We start from the raw sequence: 23,996 nt of genomic DNA, 5'->3' as shown, positions 1-23,996 counted from the left end.
GGATATTCCAGATGCCGCTTTTTCATGGTCTTTCCGCCTTTCCGATCACGCCGGCCGATCCTTCGGGTGTCGTCGATACCGCCGCGCTCGCCACGCTGCTTGACCGCATCCAGGCCGCGGGCGCGGATTCCATCGGCCTGCTCGGCAGCACCGGCGCCTATGCTTTCCTGTCGCGCCAAGAGCGGCGTCGTGCGGTGGAAACGGCCATGTCCACGGTCGGCGGCAAGATCCCCGTCATAGTCGGCGTCGGGGCGCTCAGGACGGACGAGGCGCAGGCGCTTGCCAGCGATGCGCGGGAGCTCGGGGCGGACGGCCTGCTGCTGGCGCCGGTCTCCTATACGCCGCTGACCGATGACGAAGTCTACGAGCACTTTGCCGCCGTCGCCGATGCCGGCCAGCTGCCGCTCTGCATCTACAATAATCCGGGCACGACGAAATTCACGTTCAGTATTGAGCTGATCGCCCGCCTTTCCAGGCTCGGCACCGTCAAGGCGATGAAGATGCCGCTGCCGGCCAAGGGCGATTTCGCCGCCGAAATCGCAAGTCTCCGGGCAGTGACGCCTGACGGTTTCGCGGTCGGCTATAGCGGCGACTGGGGTGCTGCCGATGCGCTCACGGCAGGGGCCGACGGCTGGTACAGCGTGGTTGCCGGCCTTCTGCCCGCCGAGGCGTTGAAACTGACGCGGGCCGCGCAGGCAGGCGATGCAGCCGAGGCGGCGCGCATCGACGAAGCCTTTGCGCCGCTCTGGGCGCTGTTCAAGGAATTCGGCAGTTTCCGTGTCATGTACAGCCTTGCCGATCTCCTCGGCCTCGGCAGGTTTGCTCCGCCGCGGCCGGTGCTTGGCCTTCCGGAAGCCGCGCGTGGGCGGGTGCGGGAGGCGCTTGAGAAACTGGGAGCGGCTGTCTGCCGCTAAAGCCGCTGCTCACTGCGTGATCAGCGGGGCCTGGTGCAGCCAGCGGTCCTGATGCAGCTGGTCGAGAACGAAGGCTGCGACGGCCGCCCGCGCAATGCTGCCGCCATGAAACCCCGAGAGGTCGGTGAGGGCACGGACCGGTGCATCACCGGCCTTGTTGTTCAAAAGTGAGGGACGCACCAGGGTCCAGTCGAGGCCGCTGTCTCTCACGATCGCTTCCTGCCGGTTCTTGTCGGCATAGACCTTCTTGAGGAGAAGCGGGAAAATCAGCTTGTCGAACAGGAAGCCGCCATGCCCGGCGCTGTCGCCCGCGCCGATGCCGGTGATGCAGACGAGGCGGGAGATGTGCTCGGCCGCCATGGCATTGACGAGTGCGCGGGTTGCGGTCGACAGCATCGTGACCTCGCGGAAGGGGCTTGCGGGCGTGCCGAGCGCGCTGATGACGGCGTCGCGGCCTTCCAGCGCCTGGCGCAAGACCTTTTCGTCGCGCGCATCTCCGACAACGAGTTTGGCGCCCCTGACATCGGCGGCCTTTTCGGGCGAGCGCACGAGCGCTGTCACGTCGTAGCCGCGCGCCAGCGCCTCAGAGACGATCAGGCGGCCGGTCGGCCCGGTCGCGCCGAGGATCAGGATTTTCGGGTGATCGGTTTCAATAGTGCTCATGGCTTCGTTCCTTTTCACAAAGCGGGACGCCCGATTTCAGGCCGTCCCGTCGCTTCCGGTTGATGATCAGAGATTGCCCGCTGCGAGCAGTTCGCGGGTGCGTTTCAGCGTCGAAAGAAGGGCGCTCCTGTAGCCCTTCTCGCCATCCGTCCAGGCCTGTTCGGCCTGTTCCTCCGGCCCGTTCGGCTCCCTGCCGCGCAGGCCGAGGTAGCAATAGAAGCGCAGTTGCAGCGCGCCTTGCTCGTCCTCGAACAGTTCGTTGACGATCGCGCCTTCGCGCGGCCCTGTGGCCTGGAAGAAGGTGACTTTGCTTTCCGGCTCGAAAGTTATGATTTCGCGCAGGTCCTGTCCGGCGATCGTCGCCTCGCGCACGATGTGGGTGGCGCTTTCTTCCACCACGTCGCAAGCCGTGCAAAGGTTGGGCGGCAGGAACAGGCGGGCATCGCGGGCCTTGAGGACAAGGCCCTGCCATGCCTCGGCGCGGGTAAGCGGGATCTCGCCTTCCGGATTGACCGGAACAGTCGCAGTTGAATAGATCATCGTCTTTTCCTTCTCGTATTGGGTTGCTTGACATCCTCAAGATGCGTGGTTCAGAAATGGTCCGGTAGACTGTTAATCTGGACAGTTCGTCTCATGAGTGGAACATATGGACCTGCTTGCGCTTGCCGATTTCAATCTCGTTGCCCGCCATGGCGGGTTCGGTCGCGCCGCCCGTGCCGCCGGACGTCCGAAGGCGACGCTCTCGCGCCGGGTTGCGGAGCTGGAGGCAAGCCTCGACCTGCGTCTCTTCGAGCGTGGGGCGCGTGTCCTGAAGCTGACGGAGGAGGGGCGGGCGCTTTACGAGCGCACCGGTGCTCTGCTGACCGAGCTCGACGAGACGGCTGCTGCGATCGCCTCCGGTGCGGACAAGCCGCGCGGCAGGCTGCGGATCAGTGCGCCGCTCCTGTTTTCGCAGACGGCAATGGGCAAGCTCGCCGCCGGTTTCGCGCTTGCCTATCCCGACGTGCGGCTCGAGGTGACGACGGAAGACCGGGCCGTCGACATGGTGGAGGAAGGCTACGACCTGGTGATCCGGGTCAATCCGGATCCGGATGAGAGCCTCGTCGGGCGGATCTTCCTGCGTGACCGTCTGGTAGTCGTGGCGAGCCCGGCTGTTGTGCGGCCGACAGATGGTTCGGTGGTTCCGGCCGTCGTGCGCGGAGCGGGCGATCAGACCGCCGTCTGGCATGTCAGGCGAGCGGGCGGCCGGTCGGACATTGCCGTGGACACAGTGCTCAGGCTGTCGTCGCTGACAATGGTGCGTGACGCGGTGCGCATGGGATTGGGGGCTGCCCGCCTTCCGATCTCGCTCGTCAGTGGCGATCTTGCTGCCGGCTCGCTGATTCACTGGGGAGATGCCGACGTGCCGGAGATCGCGCTCTGGACGCTTTATCCTTCGCGGCGGCTGCTGAGCACGCGCGTATCCGCCTTTCTCGACTATCTGAAAGCGGCTTTTCCGATGGGCACGCCGGACGAACTGGCTGCCTATATCGCCTGACCGCGCACTCGAAGGCCTGCCGCGCCCGGTGCTCGGCCTTCCGGAGCAGGTGCGCGGGCGGGGTGCGGGAGGCGCTTGAGAAACCGAGGGCGGCTGTCGGCCGCTAGCGGAGCCAAATGGTGCTCCAAGGCTAATATGAAATTTTCCCATCGACGATCGGCTGCGGCCCCGAGGAAAATTGGTGTTTCAACACCTGTTTCGCATCATTGCTGATGATCGACATCGGAGCGACGACCGCAATCTTTGCTGCTGATCCCGCTAGGTCGGCCGTTCGAACGGCGGCCATGCCCACCTGGTCCGCGATCGAGGCCTTTCCGGTATCCAGAGACTGTCCTGCCAGCCGCCGTCCAAGCAACTGGACCATGTCCCTGTTATCGGCGAAGGTATTATGGCCCAATGCGTCGTCCGCTTTGACGGCGCTCGTATCGATGACGGTCACTCCGAGCTTATCCAGATCCGCGGCGTAGGGTGTCGAATCGAAGCCGCCGACGCGCGTGACGCCGCCGGAGAGCCATTGCGAAACCTGCAGCGCCTTATCCCTCGTCGACGAAAAGATCGTGAAATGCGGGCGTTGCGGCCCCATCTCGATCATCTGCCGGCGAAAGACATCGATATCGATGTCAGGCGAGGCCAGGATAACGTTCTTCACTTTGGCCGGGATCGTCTTGTTGCGCATGGCAACCCCGCGTAGTGCCTCGGCGGTCAGCCAGGATCCCATGGAATGAGCAAGAATCGTCACTTCGCCGACGTCAGGGCTTCTGGCAGCCTGCAGGATCAGATCCTCCAGCGCGCGGCGTGAGAAATTCGTGCTCTCCTTGTCGTAGAGATAGTCGAAGACATTGGCGCGCGAGGGCCAGGTGAAGAGGATCGGGGCAGCATCCGTTCCGGAATCATGGGTGATCTGCGCGAAGCGAAAGACGGCATCGGCGTAGGTATTGTTGAAGCCATGCACGAAAATGACGACCTGCCGCTTCGCATTGCGCTTCTTGTTGAACCATTCAAAGATCTTGCGCTCTGTCGGCATCTCGCCGACCTTCAGGACGGCGAACTCCTTTTCGGGATCGGCCGGCACATGCGAGGGCCATTGTACCTCGCCGACTTTGCGGTTTCGATCCGGAGGAATGGAAACGACGATGTCGTTGAGAGAAATCGCCGTTCCCCGCTCGCCGGAGTAAAGTTCGCCCGGCTTGTCGGTCGGCTGGCGGGTGGTTGCCACCAGCATGTCCACCGTGCTCGTGCCTGGCCCCGCGGTTGCGAGCGGCTGGAGAACATTCTCCAGTCGTCCTGCACACCCCCCCAATACCGAGAGAGCCATCAGGGCTGAAAGGCACGATCGCTTGACAGCGAATGAGGTCAATGCGCGCGGCAAGCTGGCAACCAGACAGCTGCTGCCGGCAAAGGCTGTTCGTCCAACCTGTGGCATCCGTTCATCTCGTCAGTGGGACATGACCCGCCCGGAATGATCCGGACGGGCCCGACGTTGTCAGGCTTCGCGGGGTATTCGAAACCAGGCAACATAGAGAGCCGGCAGGAAGAGCAGCGTCAGGAGCGTGCCGACCACAATGCCGCCCATCATCGCGTAGGCCATCGGCCCCCAGAATATCTCCCTGGAGATCGGGATCAGCGCGAGTGTGGCCGCAGCCGCCGTCAGCATGATCGGGCGCATTCTGTGCTCAGTCGCTTCGATGACGGCCTGCCAGGGTGGCATGCCCTCGCTTCGAAGGTGCTCGATCTGGACGATGAGGATCACCGAGTTGCGGATCAGGATGCCGATCAGCGCCAGGACACCGAGGATGGCGACGAAGCCCAGCGGCGCATTGCTGAGCAACAGGGCCGTGACGACACCGATCAGCGCCAGAGGTGCGACGGCGAAGACCAGGAAGAGCCTGCTGAAACTTTGCAGCTGGATCATCAGGATCGTCGCCATGATGAACAGCATCAGCGGTGCGACCGCCACGATCGGTCCCTGCGCTTTGGCGCTTTCCTCGACCGAACCGCCGTCGACGATACGGTAGCCACTCGGAAGGCTCTTGCGGAATTCGTCGACTTTCGGCTGCAGTTCGGCGACGATCGTCGCCGGCTGGGTCGGTCCGACGACGGCGGCCTTGATGGTGATGGTCGGCGTGCGTGTCCGCCGGTATATGGTCGGCTGCTCCAGTTCGTAGTGGAAATTCGCAACCGCGGACAAGGGCACGGAATTGCCGTTCGCGCCGGCAAGCTGAAGGTTCTGCAGCGTCTCGATAGACCCTCGCTCCGAGGTCTGGGCGCGGCCGACCACGTTGACGAGATAGATGTCGTCCCTGATCTGCGTGGCCGCCGATCCCTCGACGATGCTGTTGAGTGCCGTTGCAATGTCCTGCGACGAGACGCCGAGCTGGCGTGCCTTGTCCTGGAGGACATCGACCTTGACCACGCGTGATGGCTCGTTCCAGTCGAAGGTCATGTTTGACAGCAGCGGATGCGGACCGACGATGCCGGCAAGCTGCTGGGCGATATCACGGACCTTCTGGATGTCAGGCCCACTGACGCGATATTGCACGGGCTTGCCGACCGGCGGGCCGATGTCGAGAAGCTTCACGAAAGCGTCGGTTCCGGGGAAGGTTTTCGTCAGATAATCCTGCAATTCGCCCTTGAGCTTGTCGCGAACGTCGAGCCCCTTGGTGACGATCACGGTCTGGCCGAACGAGACGTCGGGCGTCTGCACATCGAAGGACAGGATGAAGCGGGGAGCCCCTTGGCCGACATAGCTCGTCCAGTGGTCGACATCCTTGTTGCCCGTCAGCATCTCGCGTTCGAACTTCGCGATCTGCCTGTTCGTCTCCGAGATGGAGCTGTTCTGCGGCAGGTTCCAGTCGACGATCAGCTCGGGCCGGTCGGAGGAGGGGAAGAACTGCTGCTGCACCAGGCTCATGCCGCCGATGGAAAGAGCGAAGGCTGCGACGGTGGCGGCAATCGTGATCCAGCGCCAGCGCATCGCCAGGCTGAGCAGCCAGGCGAAGACCCGCGCAAAGCGGCCTTTCTGCTGATGATGCGATTTCATGGTCTTCGGAAGGATGGTCACGCCGAGCAGCGGCGTGAACAGGACCGCGACGACCCATGACACCAGGAGCGAGACGGCAATGACCACGAAAAGGGTGAAGGTGAACTCGCCGGCGGCGCTGGAGTTGAGACCGACGGGGATGAAGCCCGCGACCGTCACCAGCGTGCCCGTCAGCATCGGGAAGGCGGTCGAGGTGTAGACATAGGTCGCCGCCTTTCTGAGGTCGTCGCCGACCTCCAGGCGGGCGACCATCATTTCCACGGCGATCATTGCGTCGTCGACCAGAAGGCCAAGGGCGATGATCAGCGCGCCGAGCGAAATACGCTGCATGGAAATGCCGCTATAGGCCATGACGAGGAAGGTGATCGCCAGCACCAGCGGAATGGAGATGGCTACCACCAGACCTGCGCGCACGCCGAGGCTGATGAAGCTGATCGCAAGCACGATGACGATCGCCTCGAACAGGGCGCGCGTGAAGCCGGACACGGCCTCGTCCACGACGGCGGGCTGATCGGAGACGCGCTCGACATCCACGCCGATGGGAAGGTCTGCCTTAACCTGCTCGATCTCCTTGTCGAGCGCTTCGCCGAATTCGAGCAGGTTTGCACCCGTCTTCATGCCGATCGCGAGCCCGATCGCCGGCTGGCCGTTGTAGCGGAACAGCGCGGAGGGTGGATCGACATAGCCGCGCTTGATCGTCGCGACATCGGTCAGCGGGAAGAAGCGGTCGTTGACGCGAAGATTGATCGCCTTGAGGCTTTCCTCCGACGTGAACTGACCGCTGACGCGCAGGGCGATGCGCTCGGGACCGGCATCGACGAAACCCGACTGGGTCACGGCATTCTGCGCCTGCAGCGTGTCGATGACGGCTTGCTGGTCGAGCCCGAGGGCGGCGATCTTCCGCGTCGAGAATTCGAGATAGATCGCCTCATCCTGCGCGCCGATAATGTCCACCTTGCCGACATTTTCAACCGTCAGCACCTTTGCGCGCGCGTTCTCGACGAGGTCGCGAAGCTGGCGCTGCGTCAGCCCATCGCTGGTAAAGGCGTAGATATTGCCGAAGACGTCTCCGAAGCGATCGTTGAAGAACGGCCCGATGACGCCGCTCGGGAAATCTCCCTTGATGTCGCCGATCATGTTGCGCACGCGCATCCAGATGGCATTCACATCCTTGGCCTTGGTCGTCGGCAGCAGTTCCACGAAGATCGTGGTTTTCCCGGCAACCGTCTCGCTCCTGACGTAATCGAGCGATTCAAGCTCTTCCAGCTTCTTTTCGACGCGATCGGTGACCTGCTTGGTCACTTCCTCGGCGGACGCGCCAGGCCACTGCACCTGGATGATCATGGTCTTGATGGTGAAGTTGGGATCTTCCTCGCGGCCGAGACCGATATAGGAAAACGCGCCGGCCAGAATGAAGACGATCATGAAGTACCAGACGAGCGAACGATGTTCGAGCGCCCAGTCGGACAGGTTGAATTTTTTCACGGGGATTTTTCCTTAGTCTATTCTGACGGCCTGGCCATCGACGAGCTTGTGAACGCCGGCGATGACGACGTGCTCGCCCGGGCTGACGCCCTCGGCGATGCGAACGGAGCCTCCTTCGGGGATGTCTCCGTCGATCCTGATCGGGCGCATGGAAACTTTGGCGGCGGCCGTGTCGATCACCCAGACAACAGGCTTTCCGTCCTTCAGCAGCACGGAGGAGGAGGGGAGCAGGATCATCGGCTCGGCGTTGACGGTTGCGGTCGCGGTGACGACCGAGCCCAGGCGAAAGGCGGCCGGCGGATCGACGAGCGCTATTTTCGTGCGCCGCGTGCGCGTCGTCGCCTCGGCTTCCGGGGCGATCTCCCTGACGATACCGCTTGCTCGGATGGTCGGGTCCAGCTGGAGGGCAACCTCGAAGGGCGATCCCACCTTGAGGCCGTCGAAGCTTGCGACCGGTATGTCAATCACCGCGTCGCTCTGTTCGGGGCGGGCGATTGTGGCGATGCTCTGGCCCGCGGCCACGACCTGGCCCACTTCGGCCGAAGTCGCCGTCACGACTCCGTCGAATTCGGCTCTCAGCTGCGCGTAGCCGAGCTGCTCTTCGGCCTTGTCCAGATTGGCCTGCGCCTTGGCGACCGCTGCGATGGCGCTCTTGCGCCCGAGTTCGGCCTCTTCGTAGGCCGCTTCGCTTCCCGACCGGCTCTCGAGCAGGGATCGCTGGCGTTCTTCGGTGGAGGCGGCATTGGCGAGCTGGGCCTGCGCATTCGAAAGCTCGGACTGCGAGCTTCTGACCGCAAGCTCCAGCGCCAGCGGATCGATGGCGGCAATGATATCGCCCTTCCTGACGACATCGCCGACGCTGACCTTGCGCGCGATGACCCGTCCCAGCACGCGAAACGCAAGCTGGGTCTCGATCCTGGCCTGGACCGTGCCCGGCAGGCTGAGTGCGGAGGCCGCTGTCGACGTGACGACGACGGAAAGGACGGGGCGTGGCGGCTCCGCATGCGCTTCTTCCTGTTTCTGGCAGGAGGCGAGCAGCAGTGACCCGAGGATCGCAAGGCCGGCTGTGATACGGATATTCATTCTGCGGCTCCCTTGCCGTATGCGACGACCTCGCCCGGTCGTAGGAATTTCGTGCCGTCGACGACGACGATATCGCCCTGCGAGACACCTGCGCGCACGGCAAAACGGCCGGTCTCGTAGTCGGAGACATCGACCGGGCGGAGCGACACGCTCGACGAGGCGGGGTCGACGATCCAGACGGCCGGCTGGCCGCCCTTCGAGGCCATGGCCGACCACGGTAATTCGATTGCGTTTTGCGCTTTGGAGCGGAAGGTGCCGACGACGGGAGCGCCAAGCTGCATGTCCGGTGTGGCTTCGAGGCCCACCTTGACCCTGATCGTTCCGGTCGACGGGTCGATCGTCGGCGATATCTCGCGCACGGAAGCTTCTATCTTGTGAGATGGAGCCGAAAGGGAGCTGACGGCAACGGTGTTTTCAAGATTGCGGCCGAGATAGAGGGATTCGAAGACGTTGAAGACGGCATCGCGCGGCCCATCATGCGCAAGCGTGAATATGAGCTGTGCTGCCTGCGCGACCTGGCCGACTTCGGCGTTTCTGGCGGTAATGACGCCATCGGCATCGGCGCGCAGTTCCGTGTAGGAGAGGGCGTCCTTTGCCGTATCGAATTGCGCCTGCGCGAGTTTCACGCCGCCCTCAGCGGTCAGCAGCGCTTCCTGGGCCTGATCGAGCGCGGCACGGGTCGCAACCTGCGTCCTGAAGAGGTTCTGCTGCCGGTCGAAAGCGAGCTGGGCCTGCGTCTGCTGGGCAAGTGCCGACTGCAGGTTAGCGGTGGCGACTCCGAGATCGGCCTTCTGTTCCTCCGCGTCCATGCGCGCCAGCACCTGTCCCGCCTTCACGGACGAGCCGACATCGACGAGACGCTCGACAATGCGCCCGCTGACCCTGAAGGAAAGGTCGCTCTCGACGCGTGCGCTGACTTCGCCTGTTATGGCGTTGTTTTCGACTGTTGGCGTGACCTTGGCCACGACAGCTTCCACATTCTTCGGCTTTGCCTCACTCGCGCTTTTCTCTTCGCATGAGGCGAGCGCGACTGCGCTGACGCCCAGCCAGGCGGCAACAAGGACGGTTTTCATGATTTGACCTCTTGCATCGGTTCGGCAGACGGATAATATTGACTGACTCGTTAGTCAATAGAAATTATCTTGACGCCCGATCACAAAAAACGCTCAAGGTGAACCATGCCTGATACGATGAAGTTGACGCGCGCCGAGCAAAAGGCCCGCCGGCCCGCAGAGATCCTGGAGGCGGCGTTCGAAGAGTTCGTCGAGCGCGGTTATGTCGCGACGCGTGTCGAAGACATTGCCGCCAGGGTGGGGGTCACGAAGGGAACGGTCTATGTTTACTTCGAGACGAAAGAGCAGCTATTCGAAGCGATGATCAGGCACATTTCGGTGCCGCTGGAAGGTTTTCTGGCGCGTGTAAGCGAGCAGAAGGGCACCGCCGTGGAGCGGCTGCAGAGGACGATCGAGCAGATCTACGATCTCATGGTCAGCGATCGCAGATTGCGCGAGATGATGCGGTTCATCATCGCCGAAGGTTCGCGCTTCCCCCATATCGTCGATAGACACCACGAGGCATTCATCGATCCTCTCGACCTGCAATTGCAGTCCATCATCGATGACGGGGTAAGGCTCGGCGAATTCCGCTCGGGGCCGGCCGCGTTTTCCGACGCAGTCGTGGCGCCCGCCATCACCTTCCTGTTCTTCAAGCTGCTCTTCGACGAGCGGCGAGTTCTGGACAAGGACGCCTATGTGAAAGCCCATATCGATCTTGTCCTGCACGGGTTGTTGGCCTGATCCGCACCGTGGTTGAGTTGTGGTCAAGTGATTCAAGCCCTGAAACGGGGTGTGCGGCCCCCTCATCCGACCTTCGGGCACCTGACCGGAGTCGAGCCACGGGTCGTCTCGACCCGTCCTTCGGACCCCGCCGGCGAGAAGGGGGGGTGTTGCACCGTCTCGTCAATCTCCAAGGCGTCGTATGCTACGTCCCCTCTACCCGGCGGGGAGAGGGTTAAGGTGAGGGGGCTCCCCCCGCCGTTATCTGAGATGCGGAGCGGTCGACTGAAGCCGCGGGCCGGGGCCGCCGGCTATGCCCGCAGGATCTTCTCCATCGTCTTTCCCTTGGCGAGCTCGTCGACCAGCTTGTCCAGGTAGCGGATCTCCCGCATGGTCGGCTCCTCGATCTCCTCGACGCGCACGCCGCAGACGACGCCTGTTATAAGCGAACGGGAAGGGTTCATTGCCGGCGCCTGCGCAAAGAAATCTTCGAAGCTGGTTTTCTGCGCCAGCTCATCGCGCAGGCTCTCCGGACTATGCCCCGTCAGCCAGCAGATGATCTCATCGACCTCCGCTTTGGTGCGGCCTTTCTTCTCGGCCTTGGCGAGATAATGGGGGTAAACGCTTGCCACGCTTACCGAATAGATACGATGCTTCGTCATGCCTCCTCCTGACGTTGCGCATCTCGCGACCGTGCGGCCAGCTTTCCCGTTGCGCGATCTTTTCAGACGCCATGATAGACGAGGCGCGTGAACAATTCAGGGGTGACAAGGAACTGCCCCCATTTCGCATCGAACTCGGTTGTCGGCTTTGCGGCAATGACCTCGTCGATCGGCTTTCCGGCCTCTTTCAGTTTCGCGACGTTCCCGCGGATATCGACCAGCATCGTCCTGTACTCGGTGAGTTCCTTTTTGTTGCTGACGGGATGGCCGTGACCGGGGATGACGATCGTGTCATTGGCGACATTGGCCAGGATGTCCTCGACCGCCTTGATCAGCCCGTCGATCCCGCCGCCGGTCGAATAGTCGATGAAGGGATAGATGCCGTACCAGTAGAGGTCTCCGGCATGGACGACGTTTGCTTCGCCGAAGGTGACGGAGATGTCGCCATCGGTGTGAGCATTCGGATGATGCTTCAGCATCAGGGTGGCTTTGTCGAGCTTGAGGGACATCTCGTCGCCGACGGTTTCCGAGGGCACCGCGGGGAGCGGCGGTCGCGGGAACTCGTAATCCCAGTCTTCGACCCTCACGACCGACATCAGGTGTTTGCAGGTGTTTTCATGCGCCAGGATGGCCGCGCCCTCGGCGTTCAGCCATGCGTTTCCATCCGTATGATCGAAATGCCAGTGCGTGTTGATGAGATGACTGATCGGCTGTTTGCCAAGTCCGGCCAGGGCCTCGAGTAACCGCGGCCGGGACGCGGTGATGCCGCCGTCGATGAGAACCTTTCCGTCCGCCCCCGTCAGGACGGCGATGTTTCCGCCCGATCCTTCGAGGACCGATATGCCGGCCCTTGCCTTGTGGACCTTGATCGGGTCCTTGGCGGCAGCGTCGCGGATCAGATCGACGATGCCCTGAGCCTTCGCGAATACCTGTTTCGGGGTGAGCCAGCCTCCCGATACGGCGAATGACGAGGCAGCCATGCAGCAGAGACAAAACCCGCGACGGGAAAGTCTGAAATCCTGGGTCATTTGGCAGGTCCTTTCCGGAATGCGGCGGGGCTGCAGGGATCAGGATGAAGACGCTTCCCCGCCTGGGGTGATGATTTCGGGATGCGTGGAGCACATGCCGTAGAGCAGGCGATTGCACGGTTTGAGCGTGCTGTTTTTCTTGATCAGCTTGATAGACGAAAAAGCGGAGCCGGCGATGGGGACGATCTGGTCGTCATCGTCGCGCCTGGGTGCCGCAGATGCCCCATCGGATCGTTGTTCCCCTCGCATGATAAACCCCGGACGGAAGCTCTCAATGCAGTCGCGCGAGTGTATAGTATCAGAAAATTGCGCGCAATCATCCGTGCCTTCACGGATGCCGTTGTTTCGGGAGAGCGAAATCCACGGCCGCTTCCGTTCAAGGCCGACATCGATCGCCGCCGAATTTCGGCCGAGCCAGATCTTTAAACGCCGGCCGCCAGAAATCGCAGATGGCAATGACTCTTTTTGCCTCGCTGGAACGTCGTAATTGCGACCGTCGTCGAACGGTTGAACCGACCCGAATGAGGACTGAGAGATGGATCTGGACGGAAAGCGAATTGTGGTCGTCGGCGGGAGCCGAGGCCTGGGGAGGGGGCTCGCCGAAGCATTCGTGGCGCGCGCAGCGCAAGTCACCGTGGTCGCCCGGAATGCTGATGCCGCGCAGGGGGCGGGCGAGCAAGGGGCCGTCACCGCCCTGTCGGCCGATGCGACCGATGTCGACGCGGCATGGCGGATCATGGAGGAGACGCAACCTGATGTCGTCATCATGAATGCCGGTGCGGAACCGCCGATGGAGCGGATCGACCGGATCGGCTGGGAGGCATTCACGACCAACTGGAATGTCGACGTAAAGGCTGCGCTGCACTGGGTACAGGCGGCCCTGACCCTGCCGATGGCGCCGGGCGGGCTTGTCGTTCTGGTCTCCAGCGGAGCTGCCGTGCAGGGGTCGCCGCTCTCGGGCGGTTATGCGGGCGCCAAGCGCGCGCAGTGGTTCATTGCGAAATATGCCGAGGCGCTGTCGGCCGAACTCGGCCTCGGCCTTTGCTTCCGGGTCATCGTCCCCCGGCAGATGTTCGTCGGAACGGGGGTGGGCGATACCGGCATTACGGCCTATGCTCAGAAGGCGGGCCGGACATTTGCCGAACAGGCCGCGACCTGGCCGGATATGACGCCGCGGGCTTTTGGCGATATGGTCGCCGACCTGATCGGCAGGACTGATCTCGCCGGGGCCATGGTCTACGGCGTGCGCGGGGATACGGGAGTGACGGTCATCGAATGACGGAAGACGCTGCTCTCGAAGACGCAAAGAGGAAGATTCTGCTGGCAGCGCTCGCGAGCGAAGCGGATGCGCTTCGCCCCGAACTGCATCGCTATGCTGCCCGTCTGGTGGGTTCTGTCATCGACGGCGAGGATGTGATTCAGGATGCGTTCGCCAGGGTCTTTGCGACGGCGGACTCGATCCCGCCGGACACGCCGCTGCGACCGTGGCTCTTTCGTATCGTCCATAACGGAGCCATCGATGCCCTGCGCCAGCGCAGCACGCGTCGGGCCGAACCTCTTGAGACGGCCTTCGATCTCGCCGATATCGGCGCCGTCGGCCCCGAAGACGCGCTGATCCGGCAGGACACGGTGCTGATAGCGCTCAGCCATTTTGCAGAATTGCCGGTGCCGCAACGCAGCGCCGTCATCCTCAAGGATGTACTCGGAGAGTCGCTTGCGGATATCGCAGCGCTGCTAGAATTGAGCGTCGATGCCGTCAAGGCGCATCTGGCGCGCGGCCGGGCGAGGTTGCGCGCCGTCTCCGACGTTCGGTCCGAGGTCGCGCCGCCGCCGAGCCCCGAAGCCCTGAACTTCGCAACGCTCTTCAACGCCCGTGACTGGGACGCCTTGCGCCGCCTGCTGGCCGACGATGTCCGGCTTCGTCAGGCGCGGCGGCCGGAAATCTCCGGTGCTGCCGATGTCGGCCGGTTCTTCACCTATTATGCCGAATATCCGCCAGTCAGGATCGAACCGGCCTTGCTGGAAGGCCGAGAAATACTGCTGGTATCAGACGCACCGCCTGACGGTCCTTCCTATTTCATGCTGCTCGAATGGCGAGGGCAAAAGATAAGCCTGATCCGCGACCATCGTTATGCGACCTATGTCATTGAAGGTGCTGATGTCATGCCGGCCGCATCGCGATGACCGACATTGATCGTGGCGCACTTGCTAGGGGCCTTCGTCGATGAGATGCCCTGACTTGGAGGGCTCCGCCCTCGATGTTTACAGACGATAGATATAGGGATATTTAATATCCATAATATGTGCTGATTTTCTCCATCTCGGAACGGATCAATGATTTTAAAGAGCCAAGTTGAATGGGCGCTGCACTGCTGCGCTATTCTCGCTGGCCTGCCCGAAGGGCGCTATCTGTCGACCAAGGCGCTGGCCGAGCTGCACGGGCTTCCAAAGGAATATCTATCCAAGGCACTGCAGAGCCTGTCTCAGGCCGGGCTCGTTCATTCAACCCTCGGCCCGTCCGGCGGCTATCGCCTGGCAAGACCGCCGGCGGAATTGAATTTTCTCGAGATAGTGGAGGCGGTGGAAGGCAAATCGCGGACCTTTGTCTGCGACAACATCCGCGCCAACAACCCTTGCCGTCCTAAAGGCTATTGCGACAGCAGCCCTTGCGCGGTGGCTCGCATCATGTGGGAGGCCGACGAAGCCTGGCGCCAGAAACTGCGCAGCGTCACGCTGGCGGATCTTGGAGAGATACTGTCGCGGGAAACGCCTCCGGCCATCTGGAAGGATACTTTCGACTGGGTTCTAAAGCGCGCGGGATGAGCTCGATTCAGCACTCGGAGCGGAAGACTCGCCGCTCTGCGGTCGGCGCATAGACGAGGCTTTCGGCGGGCATGGCCAGCGAAAGACGGCTTGCCTCGCATTGGTCATGGATAAGCTCAATGAGCTCGTTCCTGGCGGAGATTCCCATGGCAAGACTGGCGACACGGAACTGCAGTTCCACCTCGATTGCGATCGCGTCGATTGTCTTCAGGGCAACGGCTGGCGGCGGATCCTTGACGATCAGGGTACTGCCTTGCAACACCGACCGCATGACGTCTTCGACGACGCGCGGCCGTTGCCCGGCGGCAAAGCGCACAGACAACGTGATCTGATGCGTCTCGTCAGGGCGGCTGAGACTGGTCAAGCCTTGTCGCGCCAGCATGCTGTTCGGCAGTACTGCGATGTTATTCGCGCCGGTCAGCAGGTTGGTGGAGCGCCAGTTGGTCTCGGTGACACGACCTGCGGTGCCATTGCTTAGCTCAACCCAGTCACCGATGGCATAGGCCTTGCCGAGCGTCAGAGCGATGCCGGAAAACACGTCGCCGAGCGTATTCTGGAGCGCCAGGCCCAGGATAACGGCGACGACGCCGGAAGTCGTCACCAGTGTGGCGATCGGCATGCCGAAGACGAAGCCCATGACCGACAGCGCCACGCCGAGATAGATGATGGCGACAGCTATGTCCATGATGAGGTGGGCTTCCCGCGGCTTGTGATTGAGCCTGACGTAGATGTGGATGAAGCCGATGATCGTCCACGCGAGATGGGTCCACCAGAGCATTCTGGCCGATTTGGAAAGCAGCGCGGCAAAACCTTCCGTGTAGACGTCATCGGGCTTATGCGGAGCGATGCCCCCCATATAGAGCACGAGACTCATGCCGGCGAAGAACAGAATCTGGGCGATCAGGCGGCCTGTCTGACGGCTTCTGCCCTGACTGTGCCATACGATGATACCCGCAATCCCCAGGATGTTGATCAGAAGCAGCGGCAAGAAGTGGTCATCGCTAAACATTGCGGGGTTCACCGATAGGGTTGATCGCGTCGAAGGATGGCCGTGCACCGGATCAGGGTGCGCGGCCTGTTCACTTATTTCTTGATCGGAAACGTCAATTCCTGCTGGGCCGTGTCGACCACGAAGACCGCGAGCAGCTTTGCCGGTTCCGTCTTGCTCGCATTTTCGCTGACGCCGTGACGATCACCGGGCAGTTCCGAAAAACTTTCGCCGGCCTTGTAGACCGTGACGGGCCCGTCATTGACCTGGCTGCGGATCGCGCCTTCGAGGACGGTCGCGTAGATGAAGGCGGATTGCGGATGTGTGTGGCCGTCCGAGAAGCCGCCCGGACCGTATTCGACCAGAACCCCTTTCATGCTTTTGCCGGGAACGTTCGGCAATTCGTGCTCGTAAACGAGCGTAACCTTGGCGTTCTTCTCGCCCACATCACTGGCGGAGGCCGTGGTGGACAAGAGGGCTGTCATGGCAAGGGCGAGAATTGGCTTGATCATCTCGAAATTCCTTTCTTGAGATTTGGGCGGTGCGTCGCACGGAGCGTCACACCATTATCCATTCATTTCCGGGCAGAGGTTGCGAACCACTGCTCGAAGGTGATCCGGCCGAGGCGCGGATTGTTGTCGGAAACGAGCGAGGTGTCTTTTAGCTTGGCGCCGAAATAGCGGGCTTCCGCATCTGCCTCGACCTTGCGCGTATCCCCCATCGCCTTCAGGTAGCGGGCGACAAGCTCGTTCAGCCGGAAGCGCTCCGGACCGGATATCTCGACAACGCCATCGATCGGCGCGTCATTCGCAACGGCGGTCATGTTGTCGGCGACATCGTCGGAGGCTATTGGCTGCACATAGGCCGGCGATAGATGCACCATGTTCCCGACTGTGCCGGATTGGGCAATGCCCGCCAGGAATTCCATGAACTGCGTCGAGTGGACGATCGTGTAGGGAATGCCGGATTCCCTGATGATCTTTTCCTGGGCGACCTTGGCGCGCATGTAGCCGCTCTCGGGCAGGCGATCGACGCCGATGATGGAAAGGGCGATGTGGTGTTTCACGCCGGCGGCCTTTTCGGCCGCTATCAGATTGCGGCCCGACGTTTCGAAGAATTCGAGCACGGCTTTGTCCTCGAAGGACGGCGAGTTTGCGAGGTCGATAACGACGGAGGCGCCAGAGAGGGCGTCAGCGAGACCTTCGCCCGTGATCGTATTGACGCCGGTGTTCGGAGCGGCGGCAATGACTTCGTGTCCTTGCCTGCGAAGGCGTTCTGCTGTCTTCGAGCCGATCAGGCCGGTTCCGCCGATGATGACGATTTTCATGAGCTTCTCCATTCGCGGCGCCCAGTGCGCTGCGTTGTTCATTCATTCTTTCAGTGGGTTGTTGCCGAAGAGGCCGGCCCTGTAGAAGCCGCGAGCCTAGTCGGCCGAACCGGGGCGACCCAAGGCTGCGCGCCCGGCTCTGTCCCCAGCCGCTATGCTCTCAGTAGTCCCAGAAGACCGGCACCCAACGAAAATGGTCGCCGTCGACCGCCACATGGCCGACGGATGGGAACGGCATGTGGGTGGCCACCAGGAGTTCGCCGGTTTCCGCCAACTCCCGCAAGAGGCGAACACGAACGCGAGCCGCTTCTTCCGGGTCATGTTCGAAGCCGTTGTACCATTCAGGGTGCTCGAACCCCACGGCGAAGACGGCATTGCCGGCGAACATCAGCCGGTCCTTGCCGGACGCCACGCGAACCACGCTATGGCCGGGTGTGTGGCCACCGGTTCGAGAGACGACTACGCCGGGAGCTACCTCGTGCTCGTCTTCGAACGTCCGCAGATTGCTACGGTAATCTTCCGCGAACCGCTTGGCGGCTGCCCGAAGCGCATCCGGGAAGCCGGGAGGCATGTTTACGTGCGTGAAATCGGGGGATTCCCAGAACTTGACCTCGGCAGCCGCCACGTGGATGCGCAGGTCTGGACGCAGTCGCTCCTTCACTCCGTCGACGATCAGCCCGCCAACGTGGTCCATGTGCATATGGGTCAGCACCACATCTGTCACGGATCCAAGATCGATGCCGGCAGCCTCCAGTCGCTTGATCAGCTGCCCGGCCCGCGGCAAGTTCAACGCCGGGTCCAATCCCAGCCCAGCGTCGATAAGTATGGTCTGTTCGCCGCTACGGACAACGACCGCGTTCAGCGCCCAGTCAAAGGCGTCCGGTGGCAGGAACATGTCGTTCAGCCAGGCCGCGTGCTCGGTCGGGTCGGCATTGTAACCCAGCATCTTGGTTGGCAACGGCAGCACGCCGTCGCTCACGACAATCACGTCGATCTCGCCGATCTTCACCGCGTAGCGCGACGGGACCAACTCTTCGGGGCCAGATTTAGCGGGATGAGAAGTGTTCTGCAGGGTCATATTTATCTCCTGTGTCAAAAGATGCATTCATTCGCGTCCGCCTTTGCGGCGCGCGTCGTTCGATGGGTCGTCAGCAGGAAGGGCTTAGTTGAGGCCGGCCTTGTCGAGGCCATAGAGCTTGTCCGCCGAACCGGGGACTGACTTGAAGGCGACGCTGGCGCGGTTCCAGGCGTTGATGACCATGATCGAGAAGGTAAGGTCTGAGATTTCCTTCTCGGAAAGCTGACCACGCACGCGCTCATAGAGCTCATCCGGAATGCCGCCTTCCGGCAGTTTCGTCACCGCTTCGGTCCAGGCGAGGGCCGCGCGCTCACGCGGGATGAAAAGGTTCGATTCCCGCCAGATGGCGACATGATAGAGCCTGAGTTCGCTCTCTCCGTGGATCTTGGCTTCCTTGACATGCATGTCGAGACAGAAGGCGCAGCCGTTGATCTGTGATGCGCGGATTTGCACGAGATCCTGGATCTTTTGTTCGATGGCGCTGTCCTTCAAGGCCATACTGAGTTCCGAAAGCTTCTTCAGGAGCTCCGGCGATTTCTGGGCGTAGTTCAGGCGCTGGGTCATGGTTCCTCTCCGAATTAAGGATATTTGACATCCTTGAGGATGGATAATATCTGTAATTCGTCGGGGGTAAAGACCTTCCGACCCAAGTGCCGGACATAAGGCTTATGTCGAGAACGAAGGAGACGGTAATGGACATCGTTTGCGCGTTGCGGACATTCCTGCGAGTTGCAGAGACAGGCTCGTTTTCTGCTGCCGCAATCGATCTCAAGTTGACGCAGCCTGCGGTTTCCCGGCAGGTTTCGGCACTGGAGGCCCAACTCGACACACGTCTTCTGCACCGTTCAACCACCGCATTGGCGCTCACGGCCGAAGGCGAACGGATGATCCCGATGGCTCTCAGGGTTATCGAAGCTGTGGAAGCGCTCGGCGACTCTGCTGGTCAGGTGGGAACCGCATCTGGCAAGGTACGCCTCTCCCTGCCTACACCGTTGGGGCTTTATATGAGCGATCGGCTCGCAGCCCTTCTCGACCGCCACCCGGAACTTTCCGTCGAACTGTTATTTCGCGAAGAGCCATCCGATCTGATTGGAGAAGGCATCGACCTCGAAGTGCGCCTTGGCCCCGTCTCCGACGCCAGCTTGATATGCCGCAGGATCGGCTGGACGACGGCCTTTCTCGTCGCGTCATCGGCCTATCTGGAAAAAAGAGCTCCTCCCCAGACGATCGAAGATCTCAGTCACCATGACTGCATCTGCTACAGACGGGGCGGCGATGACCGTTCGTGGCTCTTTTCCAATGGGTCCGATCAAGTCGCGGTGCGGGTCGCGCCGCGTTTCGTCGTCAACAATGCCGTTGCCGTGCACCGCGCCGCGCTTGCTGGCGCCGGCATCGCTATCCTCTCGCATATCCTGGCCGCACCGGACATTGGCGCCGGGCGACTGATCAATCTGCTGCCCGACTTCCCGCCGGCCCGCCTGCCGATCAATCTGGTCCACTCGTCCAGGCGCAACATGCCGCTTCGCGTGAGAACCGTCATCGAATATCTCGTTGCGGCGATGCGGGAAGATCCGTTCATGGCTTCGTCATCCGCTTCGGGGCCAAACGAACGCTGCCTTGCGGGGAAAGCATAAGACGCCGCCTTCTACCCGAAGCAGAGCTAGCGGTCCCGCCGAAATTGACGGAAGATGGATCGCCCAAGTAGCTTCTGCGTCGAAAACAGAGGAAATCACATGCAGATAGCCGCCCTGCCAGAACCACCATATTATATGGTCAGCTTCACCTCGCAGCGTACAAGTCTGGACGATGGTTATGGCGAGATTGGTTACGCAATGACCAAACTTGCCAGTCAACAGCCGGGATATCTCGGCTTCGAAAGCGCTCGCGGTGCAGATGGCTTCGGAATACTGATCTCATACTGGAAGGATGAAGACAGTATCCGCGCATGGAAGAGCGTCATCGATCATGTCGAAGCACAGCGGCGAGGTCGCCAAGACTGGTACTCGAAATACGAGGTTCGCGTCGCTCTTGTGCAACGAGCTTACGGTTTTGACAGCGAGAGCCATCGGACGGGGAGTGCCACATGATGGAAGCGCCGAATGGCGGATTTTCGCGTGCGGATTGTGTCGTTGGGTCGGGTTCTCCCCGACATTAATTTCCGGCAAGCACCAAGCTTGGCCCCCTCGTGAAACCTTTCGGTTGGTAATCCGTTTCCGCTGGCATGACCGACGCAAAATTGAAGCCGACATCGGTCGACGGCGCCAAGCCTGATGGTGCCGAGGAGACACCCCGGGGGAAGGCATCGACCGTCGAGGTCGCGCCGCCGCCAGATGTTATCGAGCCCGATCCGGACCTGACGCCGGAGGAGGCCGAGCGGGCGCGCAAGAAATATCTGCTGAAGCGATTCTGGATCAGTGCGCGGGGCTACTGGAGCCGCAAGGGCGATGGTTTTGCCTGGCCCTGCACGATCGGGCTGTTGATCATGATCGGCATGAATGTCGGCTTTCAGTACGGGATCAACAGGTGGAACCGCGGCATATTCGACGCCATCGAGCGGCACGATGCCGGCACCGTCTATTATCTGAGTGCGATCTTCCTGCCGCTCGTGGCGGGCAGTGTCGTCCTCGTCACCAGCCAGGTCTATGTCCGCATGATGATCCAGCGACACTGGCGCCGGTGGCTTGCGACCGCGCTGATTGCGCGCTGGCTGGCAAACGGCCGCTACTATCAGCTGAACCTCATCGGCGGCGATCATAAGAACCCGGAGGCGCGTATTTCCGAGGATCTGCGCATCGCCACGGAATCGCCCGTCGATTTCATCGCCGGCGTCATCTCGGCCTTTCTCTCGGCTTCGACCTTCATTGTGGTTCTCTGGACGATTGGCGGCGCCCTGACGCTGCCGATCGGCGGGATGTCCATTACCATTCCGGGCTTTCTCGTCGTGACGGCTGTGCTCTACGCGCTCATCACCTCGACGACGATTGCGGTGATCGGACGGCATTTCGTCCAGGTCTCCGAGGTCAAGAACCAGGTGGAAGCCGAGTTTCGCTATACGCTGACGCATGTGCGCGAAAACGGCGAGAGTATCGCGCTTCTCGGCGGCGAGGAGGAAGAGCGCAACGACCTCGACAAGACTTTTACCAATGTGCTCCGCCAATGGGCGAAGCTGTCCCACCAATATATGCGCACGACCTTCGTCTCGCATGGATCGATGCTGATTGCGCCCGTCGTGCCGGTGCTGCTCTGCGCGCCGAAATTTCTCGAAGGCAACATGACGCTGGGTGAGGTGATGCAGGCTGCGTCAGCCTTCGCCATCGTCCAGACCGCCTTCGGTTGGCTTGTCGACAACTACCCGCGACTTGCCGACTGGAATGCCTGTGCGCGGCGCGTCGCTTCGCTGATGATGTCGCTCGACGGGCTGGAACGGGCCGAGCAGAGCGATGCGCTGGGGCGCATCCAGCATGGTGAAACAGAGAGCGAGGCGATCCTGAGCCTCAACGATCTCTCCGTGTCGCTGGACGATGGCACCGCCGTTGTTAAGGAAACGCAGGTCGAAATCGAACCCGGCGAGCGGGTGCTGGTGGCGGGCGAGTCCGGCTCGGGCAAGAGCACGCTGGTGCGCGCCATTTCCGGTCTCTGGCCGTGGGGTCACGGCAGCGTCGATTTCCATCCCGACAGGCGGTTGTTCATGCTGCCGCAGCGGCCTTATATCCCCTCGGGTACGCTGCGCCGCGCCGTCGCCTATCCCAATGCCGCGGACGGCTGGCCACTGGACGAGATCAAGGCGGCCCTTCAGAAGGTGGGGCTCGAATATCTGAACGAGAAGCTCGAGGAAGAGGCGCCGTGGGACCAGATCCTGTCGGGCGGCGAAAAACAGCGGCTCGCCTTCGCGCGTCTGCTGCTCCACAACCCCGACATCATCGTGCTCGACGAGGCAACTTCGGCGCTCGACGAGAAGAGCCAGGACAGGATGATGGAGATGGTGATCGAGGAATTGCCCAAGGTCACCATCGTCAGTGTGGCGCATCGCGCCGAGCTCGAAGTGTTCCACAGCCGCAAGATCACCCTGGAGCGGCGCGAGGGCGGCGCGAAGCTCGTGAGCGACATCGATCTCATGCCGCGCAAGAGAAAACGCAACATGCTCTCGCGCTTTCTGGACAGCCGGCCGGCCGGCGGCACGAATTCGGGCAAGGCGGTGCCCCGGAAGAAGGGCTAAAGGCGCTATCTCCGAGCCGCTACTGCGGACGAGCGACGGTCGACAGGAATTCCTGCGTATTCGACAGGATCGTGTCGCCCATGAAGCGCAGGGACTCGACGGAACGTCTGGCGGCTTCCGCGTCTCCATATCCGCATGCGTCTTCGATCAGGATCGGGACGATGCCGAGGTCGGCGGCATGGCGGCAGGTCGGCTCGATGCCGATCTCCATCGCAATTCCGCAGATCGCCAATGCCGAAAGGCCGGCATCCCGCATGGCAAATTCGAGCGGCGTTCCCTCGAAGGCCGACATGCCAAGCTTGTCGAACACGAAATCCTGCTCCTGCGGATAGAGTTCGGGAACGATCTCAACCGCTTCGCTGCCGCGCAGGAACCAGGGCTTTACAGTTTCGGGATCATCGGTGCGTTGCCATGCCATCGCCATGCGCGTCGCAAACAGCCCCATCCACGGCTTCGGCAGGGAAAGGTGGCGGCAGAAGGCAATTCTCATCCCGGCGCGCCTGGCGGCCGCAACGATATCAGCGATGCGACGGCTCGTCTCTTCCGCTCCCGGGGCCTGCCGGGCGATGCCGATCTGCATATCGTAGACCAACAATGCGGCGCGATCGGGAGAAAGCCAGTCTGCAAGTGTCGTGGGTATCGTCATCGGCTAGATGTCCCTGACAATGGTCACTGTTCTTAGTAAGACATGGCTGTTCGTTTGAACAGCGACCCAATGGTTGCGCGATCCGATTGCCGTAGTCAGCCGATCCTACCGAAGGGTCGACCGGAATCCCGCCGAGGCAACCCATGCGGTATCGAGGAAATCAAAACTTATCGTGATGAGGGGGAACCTCGCGCCGAGCCTCAGGTTCTGCCTGATGACCCATGAAGCAAAACGGAGGTTTCTCATGCTTCTGAAGCTCATCACGGCATCCGTCCTTTCTGTCGGTCTCGCCACGTCAGCAATGGCGCAGTCATCGGGCGTCGGCGGCGGCGCAGGCGGTGCCGGAAGTGGCACAGGCAGTGTTGGCGGTACTTCGGGCGGCAGTATCATCGGCTCCGGCACATCCGGCAGCACAGGCACGGGTTCCGGCACCGGTACGGGCACGGGCACTACGATATCGCCGAACGGAACCGGCGGCGGCAACACCGTCAACGTCCTGCCCAATCCCAACACGACGAATCCGGCCGTACGCGGGCTGTCCGGCACGGGCAATGGCATGGGCACCGGCACGCCCGATTGCAACGGCATGATCGGAACCGGCGCGTCGGCGGGGCTTCCCGGATCGGACACGTCCGCACAGGTGCGTCCGAGCTGCTAGGAGAAGCGCGCCTGATCGTTGTTGACTGATATCAAAGACCGTATCGAGCCGGATTGCTACCATCGTGATATCC

At 61.8% G+C, this 23,996-nt stretch carries 25 protein-coding genes; 10 read left to right on the top strand and 15 right to left on the bottom strand.

All coding sequences use genetic code 11. From position 1 onward, the window contains the following. The first annotated feature begins 11 nt into the window (after positions 1–11). Positions 12–914: a dihydrodipicolinate synthase family protein gene (locus FHT78_RS00695; RefSeq protein WP_183739131.1), complete on the top strand. Its 903-nt coding sequence runs from the start codon at positions 12–14 to the stop codon at positions 912–914. A 9-nt stretch (positions 915–923) separates the two neighbouring features. Here FHT78_RS00695 and FHT78_RS00690 read toward each other — a convergent pair whose 3' ends face one another. Both FHT78_RS00690 and FHT78_RS00685 read right to left on the bottom strand, forming a co-directional pair. Beyond that, a complete protein-coding gene (locus tag FHT78_RS00690) occupies positions 924–1,577 on the bottom strand; it encodes an SDR family oxidoreductase (protein ID WP_183739129.1) in 654 nt (217 codons plus the stop codon). Positions 1,578–1,643: 66 nt separating this feature from the next. Then, entirely contained in the window at positions 1,644–2,117 is a 474-nt protein-coding gene (locus FHT78_RS00685) for an AtaL-like protein (RefSeq protein WP_183739126.1), read from the bottom strand. Between the two features lie 106 nt (positions 2,118–2,223). Here FHT78_RS00685 and FHT78_RS00680 point away from each other — a divergent pair, with 106 nt between their 5' ends. Further along, positions 2,224–3,114, top strand: coding sequence for a LysR family transcriptional regulator (locus tag FHT78_RS00680; protein ID WP_183739123.1), 891 nt, complete (start codon positions 2,224–2,226; stop codon positions 3,112–3,114). Positions 3,115–3,244: 130 nt separating this feature from the next. Here FHT78_RS00680 and FHT78_RS00675 read toward each other — a convergent pair whose 3' ends face one another. The 4 genes from FHT78_RS00675 to FHT78_RS00660 all read right to left on the bottom strand — a co-directional run bounded on the left by FHT78_RS00675 (position 3,245) and on the right by FHT78_RS00660 (position 9,795). After that, positions 3,245–4,429, bottom strand: a complete 1,185-nt coding sequence (locus FHT78_RS00675) for an alpha/beta hydrolase (RefSeq protein WP_246715023.1) — start codon at positions 4,427–4,429, stop codon at positions 3,245–3,247. A gap of 168 nt (positions 4,430–4,597) precedes the next feature. Beyond that, positions 4,598–7,639, bottom strand: coding sequence for an efflux RND transporter permease subunit (locus FHT78_RS00670; RefSeq protein WP_183739117.1), 3,042 nt, complete (start codon positions 7,637–7,639; stop codon positions 4,598–4,600). A 12-nt stretch (positions 7,640–7,651) separates the two neighbouring features. Continuing rightward, positions 7,652–8,722, bottom strand: coding sequence for an efflux RND transporter periplasmic adaptor subunit (locus FHT78_RS00665; RefSeq protein ID WP_183739114.1), 1,071 nt, complete (start codon positions 8,720–8,722; stop codon positions 7,652–7,654). Beyond that, positions 8,719–9,795: an efflux RND transporter periplasmic adaptor subunit gene (locus tag FHT78_RS00660; RefSeq protein ID WP_183739111.1), complete on the bottom strand. Its 1,077-nt coding sequence runs from the start codon at positions 9,793–9,795 to the stop codon at positions 8,719–8,721. The genes FHT78_RS00665 and FHT78_RS00660 overlap by 4 nt, the downstream gene beginning before the upstream one ends. 105 nt (positions 9,796–9,900) lie before the next feature. Between FHT78_RS00660 and FHT78_RS00655 the strand changes: the two genes are divergently transcribed. Next, a complete protein-coding gene (locus FHT78_RS00655; RefSeq protein WP_183739108.1) occupies positions 9,901–10,518 on the top strand; it encodes a TetR/AcrR family transcriptional regulator in 618 nt (205 codons plus the stop codon). Between the two features lie 290 nt (positions 10,519–10,808). Here the strand turns inward: FHT78_RS00655 and FHT78_RS00650 are convergent, their stop codons facing one another. From FHT78_RS00650 to FHT78_RS00640, 3 genes are all read right to left on the bottom strand, one after another. Further along, the gene (locus tag FHT78_RS00650; protein WP_183739105.1) at positions 10,809–11,159 is read right to left on the bottom strand and encodes a DUF2200 domain-containing protein; all 351 of its coding nucleotides are present in this window, start codon (positions 11,157–11,159) and stop codon (positions 10,809–10,811) included. A gap of 62 nt (positions 11,160–11,221) precedes the next feature. Continuing rightward, positions 11,222–12,187, bottom strand: coding sequence for an MBL fold metallo-hydrolase (locus FHT78_RS00645; RefSeq protein WP_246715021.1), 966 nt, complete (start codon positions 12,185–12,187; stop codon positions 11,222–11,224). 39 nt (positions 12,188–12,226) lie between these two features. After that, the gene (locus FHT78_RS00640) at positions 12,227–12,643 is read right to left on the bottom strand and encodes a hypothetical protein (protein WP_183739103.1); all 417 of its coding nucleotides are present in this window, start codon (positions 12,641–12,643) and stop codon (positions 12,227–12,229) included. A 79-nt stretch (positions 12,644–12,722) separates the two neighbouring features. Between FHT78_RS00640 and FHT78_RS00635 the strand changes: the two genes are divergently transcribed. From FHT78_RS00635 to FHT78_RS00625, 3 genes are all read left to right on the top strand, one after another. Further along, a complete protein-coding gene (locus FHT78_RS00635; RefSeq protein ID WP_183739100.1) occupies positions 12,723–13,466 on the top strand; it encodes an SDR family NAD(P)-dependent oxidoreductase in 744 nt (247 codons plus the stop codon). Beyond that, complete coding sequence (locus FHT78_RS00630; protein WP_183739097.1) at positions 13,463–14,371, top strand: sigma-70 family RNA polymerase sigma factor; 909 nt, start codon at positions 13,463–13,465, stop codon at positions 14,369–14,371. The genes FHT78_RS00635 and FHT78_RS00630 overlap by 4 nt, the downstream gene beginning before the upstream one ends. A 150-nt stretch (positions 14,372–14,521) precedes the next feature. Continuing rightward, positions 14,522–15,010, top strand: a complete 489-nt coding sequence (locus FHT78_RS00625; protein ID WP_183739094.1) for an Rrf2 family transcriptional regulator — start codon at positions 14,522–14,524, stop codon at positions 15,008–15,010. A gap of 7 nt (positions 15,011–15,017) precedes the next feature. Here the strand turns inward: FHT78_RS00625 and FHT78_RS00620 are convergent, their stop codons facing one another. From FHT78_RS00620 to FHT78_RS00600, 5 genes are all read right to left on the bottom strand, one after another. Next, positions 15,018–16,019: a mechanosensitive ion channel family protein gene (locus FHT78_RS00620; protein WP_183739091.1), complete on the bottom strand. Its 1,002-nt coding sequence runs from the start codon at positions 16,017–16,019 to the stop codon at positions 15,018–15,020. Positions 16,020–16,093: 74 nt separating this feature from the next. After that, complete coding sequence (locus tag FHT78_RS00615; RefSeq protein ID WP_183739089.1) at positions 16,094–16,510, bottom strand: cupin domain-containing protein; 417 nt, start codon at positions 16,508–16,510, stop codon at positions 16,094–16,096. A gap of 62 nt (positions 16,511–16,572) precedes the next feature. After that, the gene (locus tag FHT78_RS00610; RefSeq protein ID WP_183739086.1) at positions 16,573–17,325 is read right to left on the bottom strand and encodes an SDR family oxidoreductase; all 753 of its coding nucleotides are present in this window, start codon (positions 17,323–17,325) and stop codon (positions 16,573–16,575) included. A 160-nt stretch (positions 17,326–17,485) separates the two neighbouring features. Beyond that, positions 17,486–18,430 carry an MBL fold metallo-hydrolase gene (locus FHT78_RS00605; RefSeq protein ID WP_183739083.1) on the bottom strand — a complete coding sequence of 315 codons (945 nt, stop codon included), beginning with the start codon at positions 18,428–18,430 and terminating at the stop codon, positions 17,486–17,488. A 57-nt stretch (positions 18,431–18,487) separates the two neighbouring features. Next, positions 18,488–18,967, bottom strand: coding sequence for a carboxymuconolactone decarboxylase family protein (locus tag FHT78_RS00600; protein WP_183739080.1), 480 nt, complete (start codon positions 18,965–18,967; stop codon positions 18,488–18,490). A gap of 128 nt (positions 18,968–19,095) precedes the next feature. On the opposite strand from FHT78_RS00600, the gene FHT78_RS00595 reads away from it, so the two are divergent. From FHT78_RS00595 to FHT78_RS00585, 3 genes are all read left to right on the top strand, one after another. Further along, positions 19,096–20,037, top strand: coding sequence for a LysR family transcriptional regulator (locus FHT78_RS00595; RefSeq protein ID WP_183739078.1), 942 nt, complete (start codon positions 19,096–19,098; stop codon positions 20,035–20,037). A gap of 99 nt (positions 20,038–20,136) precedes the next feature. Further along, on the top strand, positions 20,137–20,490 hold the full coding sequence (locus FHT78_RS00590; protein WP_183739075.1) for an antibiotic biosynthesis monooxygenase: 354 nt from the start codon (positions 20,137–20,139) through the stop codon (positions 20,488–20,490). A 134-nt stretch (positions 20,491–20,624) separates the two neighbouring features. Then, positions 20,625–22,619, top strand: a complete 1,995-nt coding sequence (locus FHT78_RS00585) for an ABC transporter ATP-binding protein/permease (protein ID WP_183739072.1) — start codon at positions 20,625–20,627, stop codon at positions 22,617–22,619. Positions 22,620–22,638: 19 nt separating this feature from the next. On the opposite strand, the gene FHT78_RS00580 is transcribed toward FHT78_RS00585, so the two are convergent. After that, positions 22,639–23,265 (bottom strand): cysteine hydrolase, encoded by a 627-nt coding sequence (locus FHT78_RS00580; RefSeq protein ID WP_183739069.1) that lies wholly within the window; start codon positions 23,263–23,265, stop codon positions 22,639–22,641. A gap of 244 nt (positions 23,266–23,509) precedes the next feature. Between FHT78_RS00580 and FHT78_RS00575 the strand changes: the two genes are divergently transcribed. Next, on the top strand, positions 23,510–23,923 hold the full coding sequence (locus FHT78_RS00575; protein WP_183739066.1) for a hypothetical protein: 414 nt from the start codon (positions 23,510–23,512) through the stop codon (positions 23,921–23,923). Positions 23,924–23,996: the final 73 nt, after the last annotated feature.

The organism is Rhizobium sp. BK196, from assembly GCF_014193255.1.
Lineage (GTDB): Bacteria > Pseudomonadota > Alphaproteobacteria > Rhizobiales > Rhizobiaceae > Rhizobium.
This window is presented reverse-complemented; position numbering and strand designations above follow the sequence as displayed.

Excerpts from the sequence above, each read along its gene's own strand:
- FHT78_RS00650 (WP_183739105.1), bottom strand. The coding sequence starts at position 11,159 with ATGACGAAGCATCGTATCTATTCGGTAAGCGTGGCAAGCGTTTACCCC.
- FHT78_RS00645 (WP_246715021.1), bottom strand. The coding sequence starts at position 12,187 with ATGACCCAGGATTTCAGACTTTCCCGTCGCGGGTTTTGTCTCTGCTGC.
- FHT78_RS00660 (WP_183739111.1), bottom strand. The coding sequence starts at position 9,795 with ATGAAAACCGTCCTTGTTGCCGCCTGGCTGGGCGTCAGCGCAGTCGCG.
- FHT78_RS00585 (WP_183739072.1), top strand. The coding sequence starts at position 20,625 with ATGACCGACGCAAAATTGAAGCCGACATCGGTCGACGGCGCCAAGCCT.
- FHT78_RS00655 (WP_183739108.1), top strand. The coding sequence starts at position 9,901 with ATGCCTGATACGATGAAGTTGACGCGCGCCGAGCAAAAGGCCCGCCGG.
- FHT78_RS00630 (WP_183739097.1), top strand. The coding sequence starts at position 13,463 with ATGACGGAAGACGCTGCTCTCGAAGACGCAAAGAGGAAGATTCTGCTG.
- FHT78_RS00575 (WP_183739066.1), top strand. The coding sequence starts at position 23,510 with ATGCTTCTGAAGCTCATCACGGCATCCGTCCTTTCTGTCGGTCTCGCC.
- FHT78_RS00665 (WP_183739114.1), bottom strand. The coding sequence starts at position 8,722 with ATGAATATCCGTATCACAGCCGGCCTTGCGATCCTCGGGTCACTGCTG.
- FHT78_RS00675 (WP_246715023.1), bottom strand. The coding sequence starts at position 4,429 with ATGGCTCTCTCGGTATTGGGGGGGTGTGCAGGACGACTGGAGAATGTT.
- FHT78_RS00620 (WP_183739091.1), bottom strand. The coding sequence starts at position 16,019 with ATGTTTAGCGATGACCACTTCTTGCCGCTGCTTCTGATCAACATCCTG.
- FHT78_RS00690 (WP_183739129.1), bottom strand. The coding sequence starts at position 1,577 with ATGAGCACTATTGAAACCGATCACCCGAAAATCCTGATCCTCGGCGCG.
- FHT78_RS00625 (WP_183739094.1), top strand. The coding sequence starts at position 14,522 with ATGATTTTAAAGAGCCAAGTTGAATGGGCGCTGCACTGCTGCGCTATT.
- FHT78_RS00605 (WP_183739083.1), bottom strand. The coding sequence starts at position 18,430 with ATGCATCTTTTGACACAGGAGATAAATATGACCCTGCAGAACACTTCT.
- FHT78_RS00590 (WP_183739075.1), top strand. The coding sequence starts at position 20,137 with ATGCAGATAGCCGCCCTGCCAGAACCACCATATTATATGGTCAGCTTC.
- FHT78_RS00615 (WP_183739089.1), bottom strand. The coding sequence starts at position 16,510 with ATGATCAAGCCAATTCTCGCCCTTGCCATGACAGCCCTCTTGTCCACC.
- FHT78_RS00580 (WP_183739069.1), bottom strand. The coding sequence starts at position 23,265 with ATGACGATACCCACGACACTTGCAGACTGGCTTTCTCCCGATCGCGCC.
- FHT78_RS00635 (WP_183739100.1), top strand. The coding sequence starts at position 12,723 with ATGGATCTGGACGGAAAGCGAATTGTGGTCGTCGGCGGGAGCCGAGGC.
- FHT78_RS00695 (WP_183739131.1), top strand. The coding sequence starts at position 12 with ATGCCGCTTTTTCATGGTCTTTCCGCCTTTCCGATCACGCCGGCCGAT.
- FHT78_RS00680 (WP_183739123.1), top strand. The coding sequence starts at position 2,224 with ATGGACCTGCTTGCGCTTGCCGATTTCAATCTCGTTGCCCGCCATGGC.
- FHT78_RS00595 (WP_183739078.1), top strand. The coding sequence starts at position 19,096 with ATGGACATCGTTTGCGCGTTGCGGACATTCCTGCGAGTTGCAGAGACA.
- FHT78_RS00600 (WP_183739080.1), bottom strand. The coding sequence starts at position 18,967 with ATGACCCAGCGCCTGAACTACGCCCAGAAATCGCCGGAGCTCCTGAAG.
- FHT78_RS00685 (WP_183739126.1), bottom strand. The coding sequence starts at position 2,117 with ATGATCTATTCAACTGCGACTGTTCCGGTCAATCCGGAAGGCGAGATC.
- FHT78_RS00610 (WP_183739086.1), bottom strand. The coding sequence starts at position 17,325 with ATGAAAATCGTCATCATCGGCGGAACCGGCCTGATCGGCTCGAAGACA.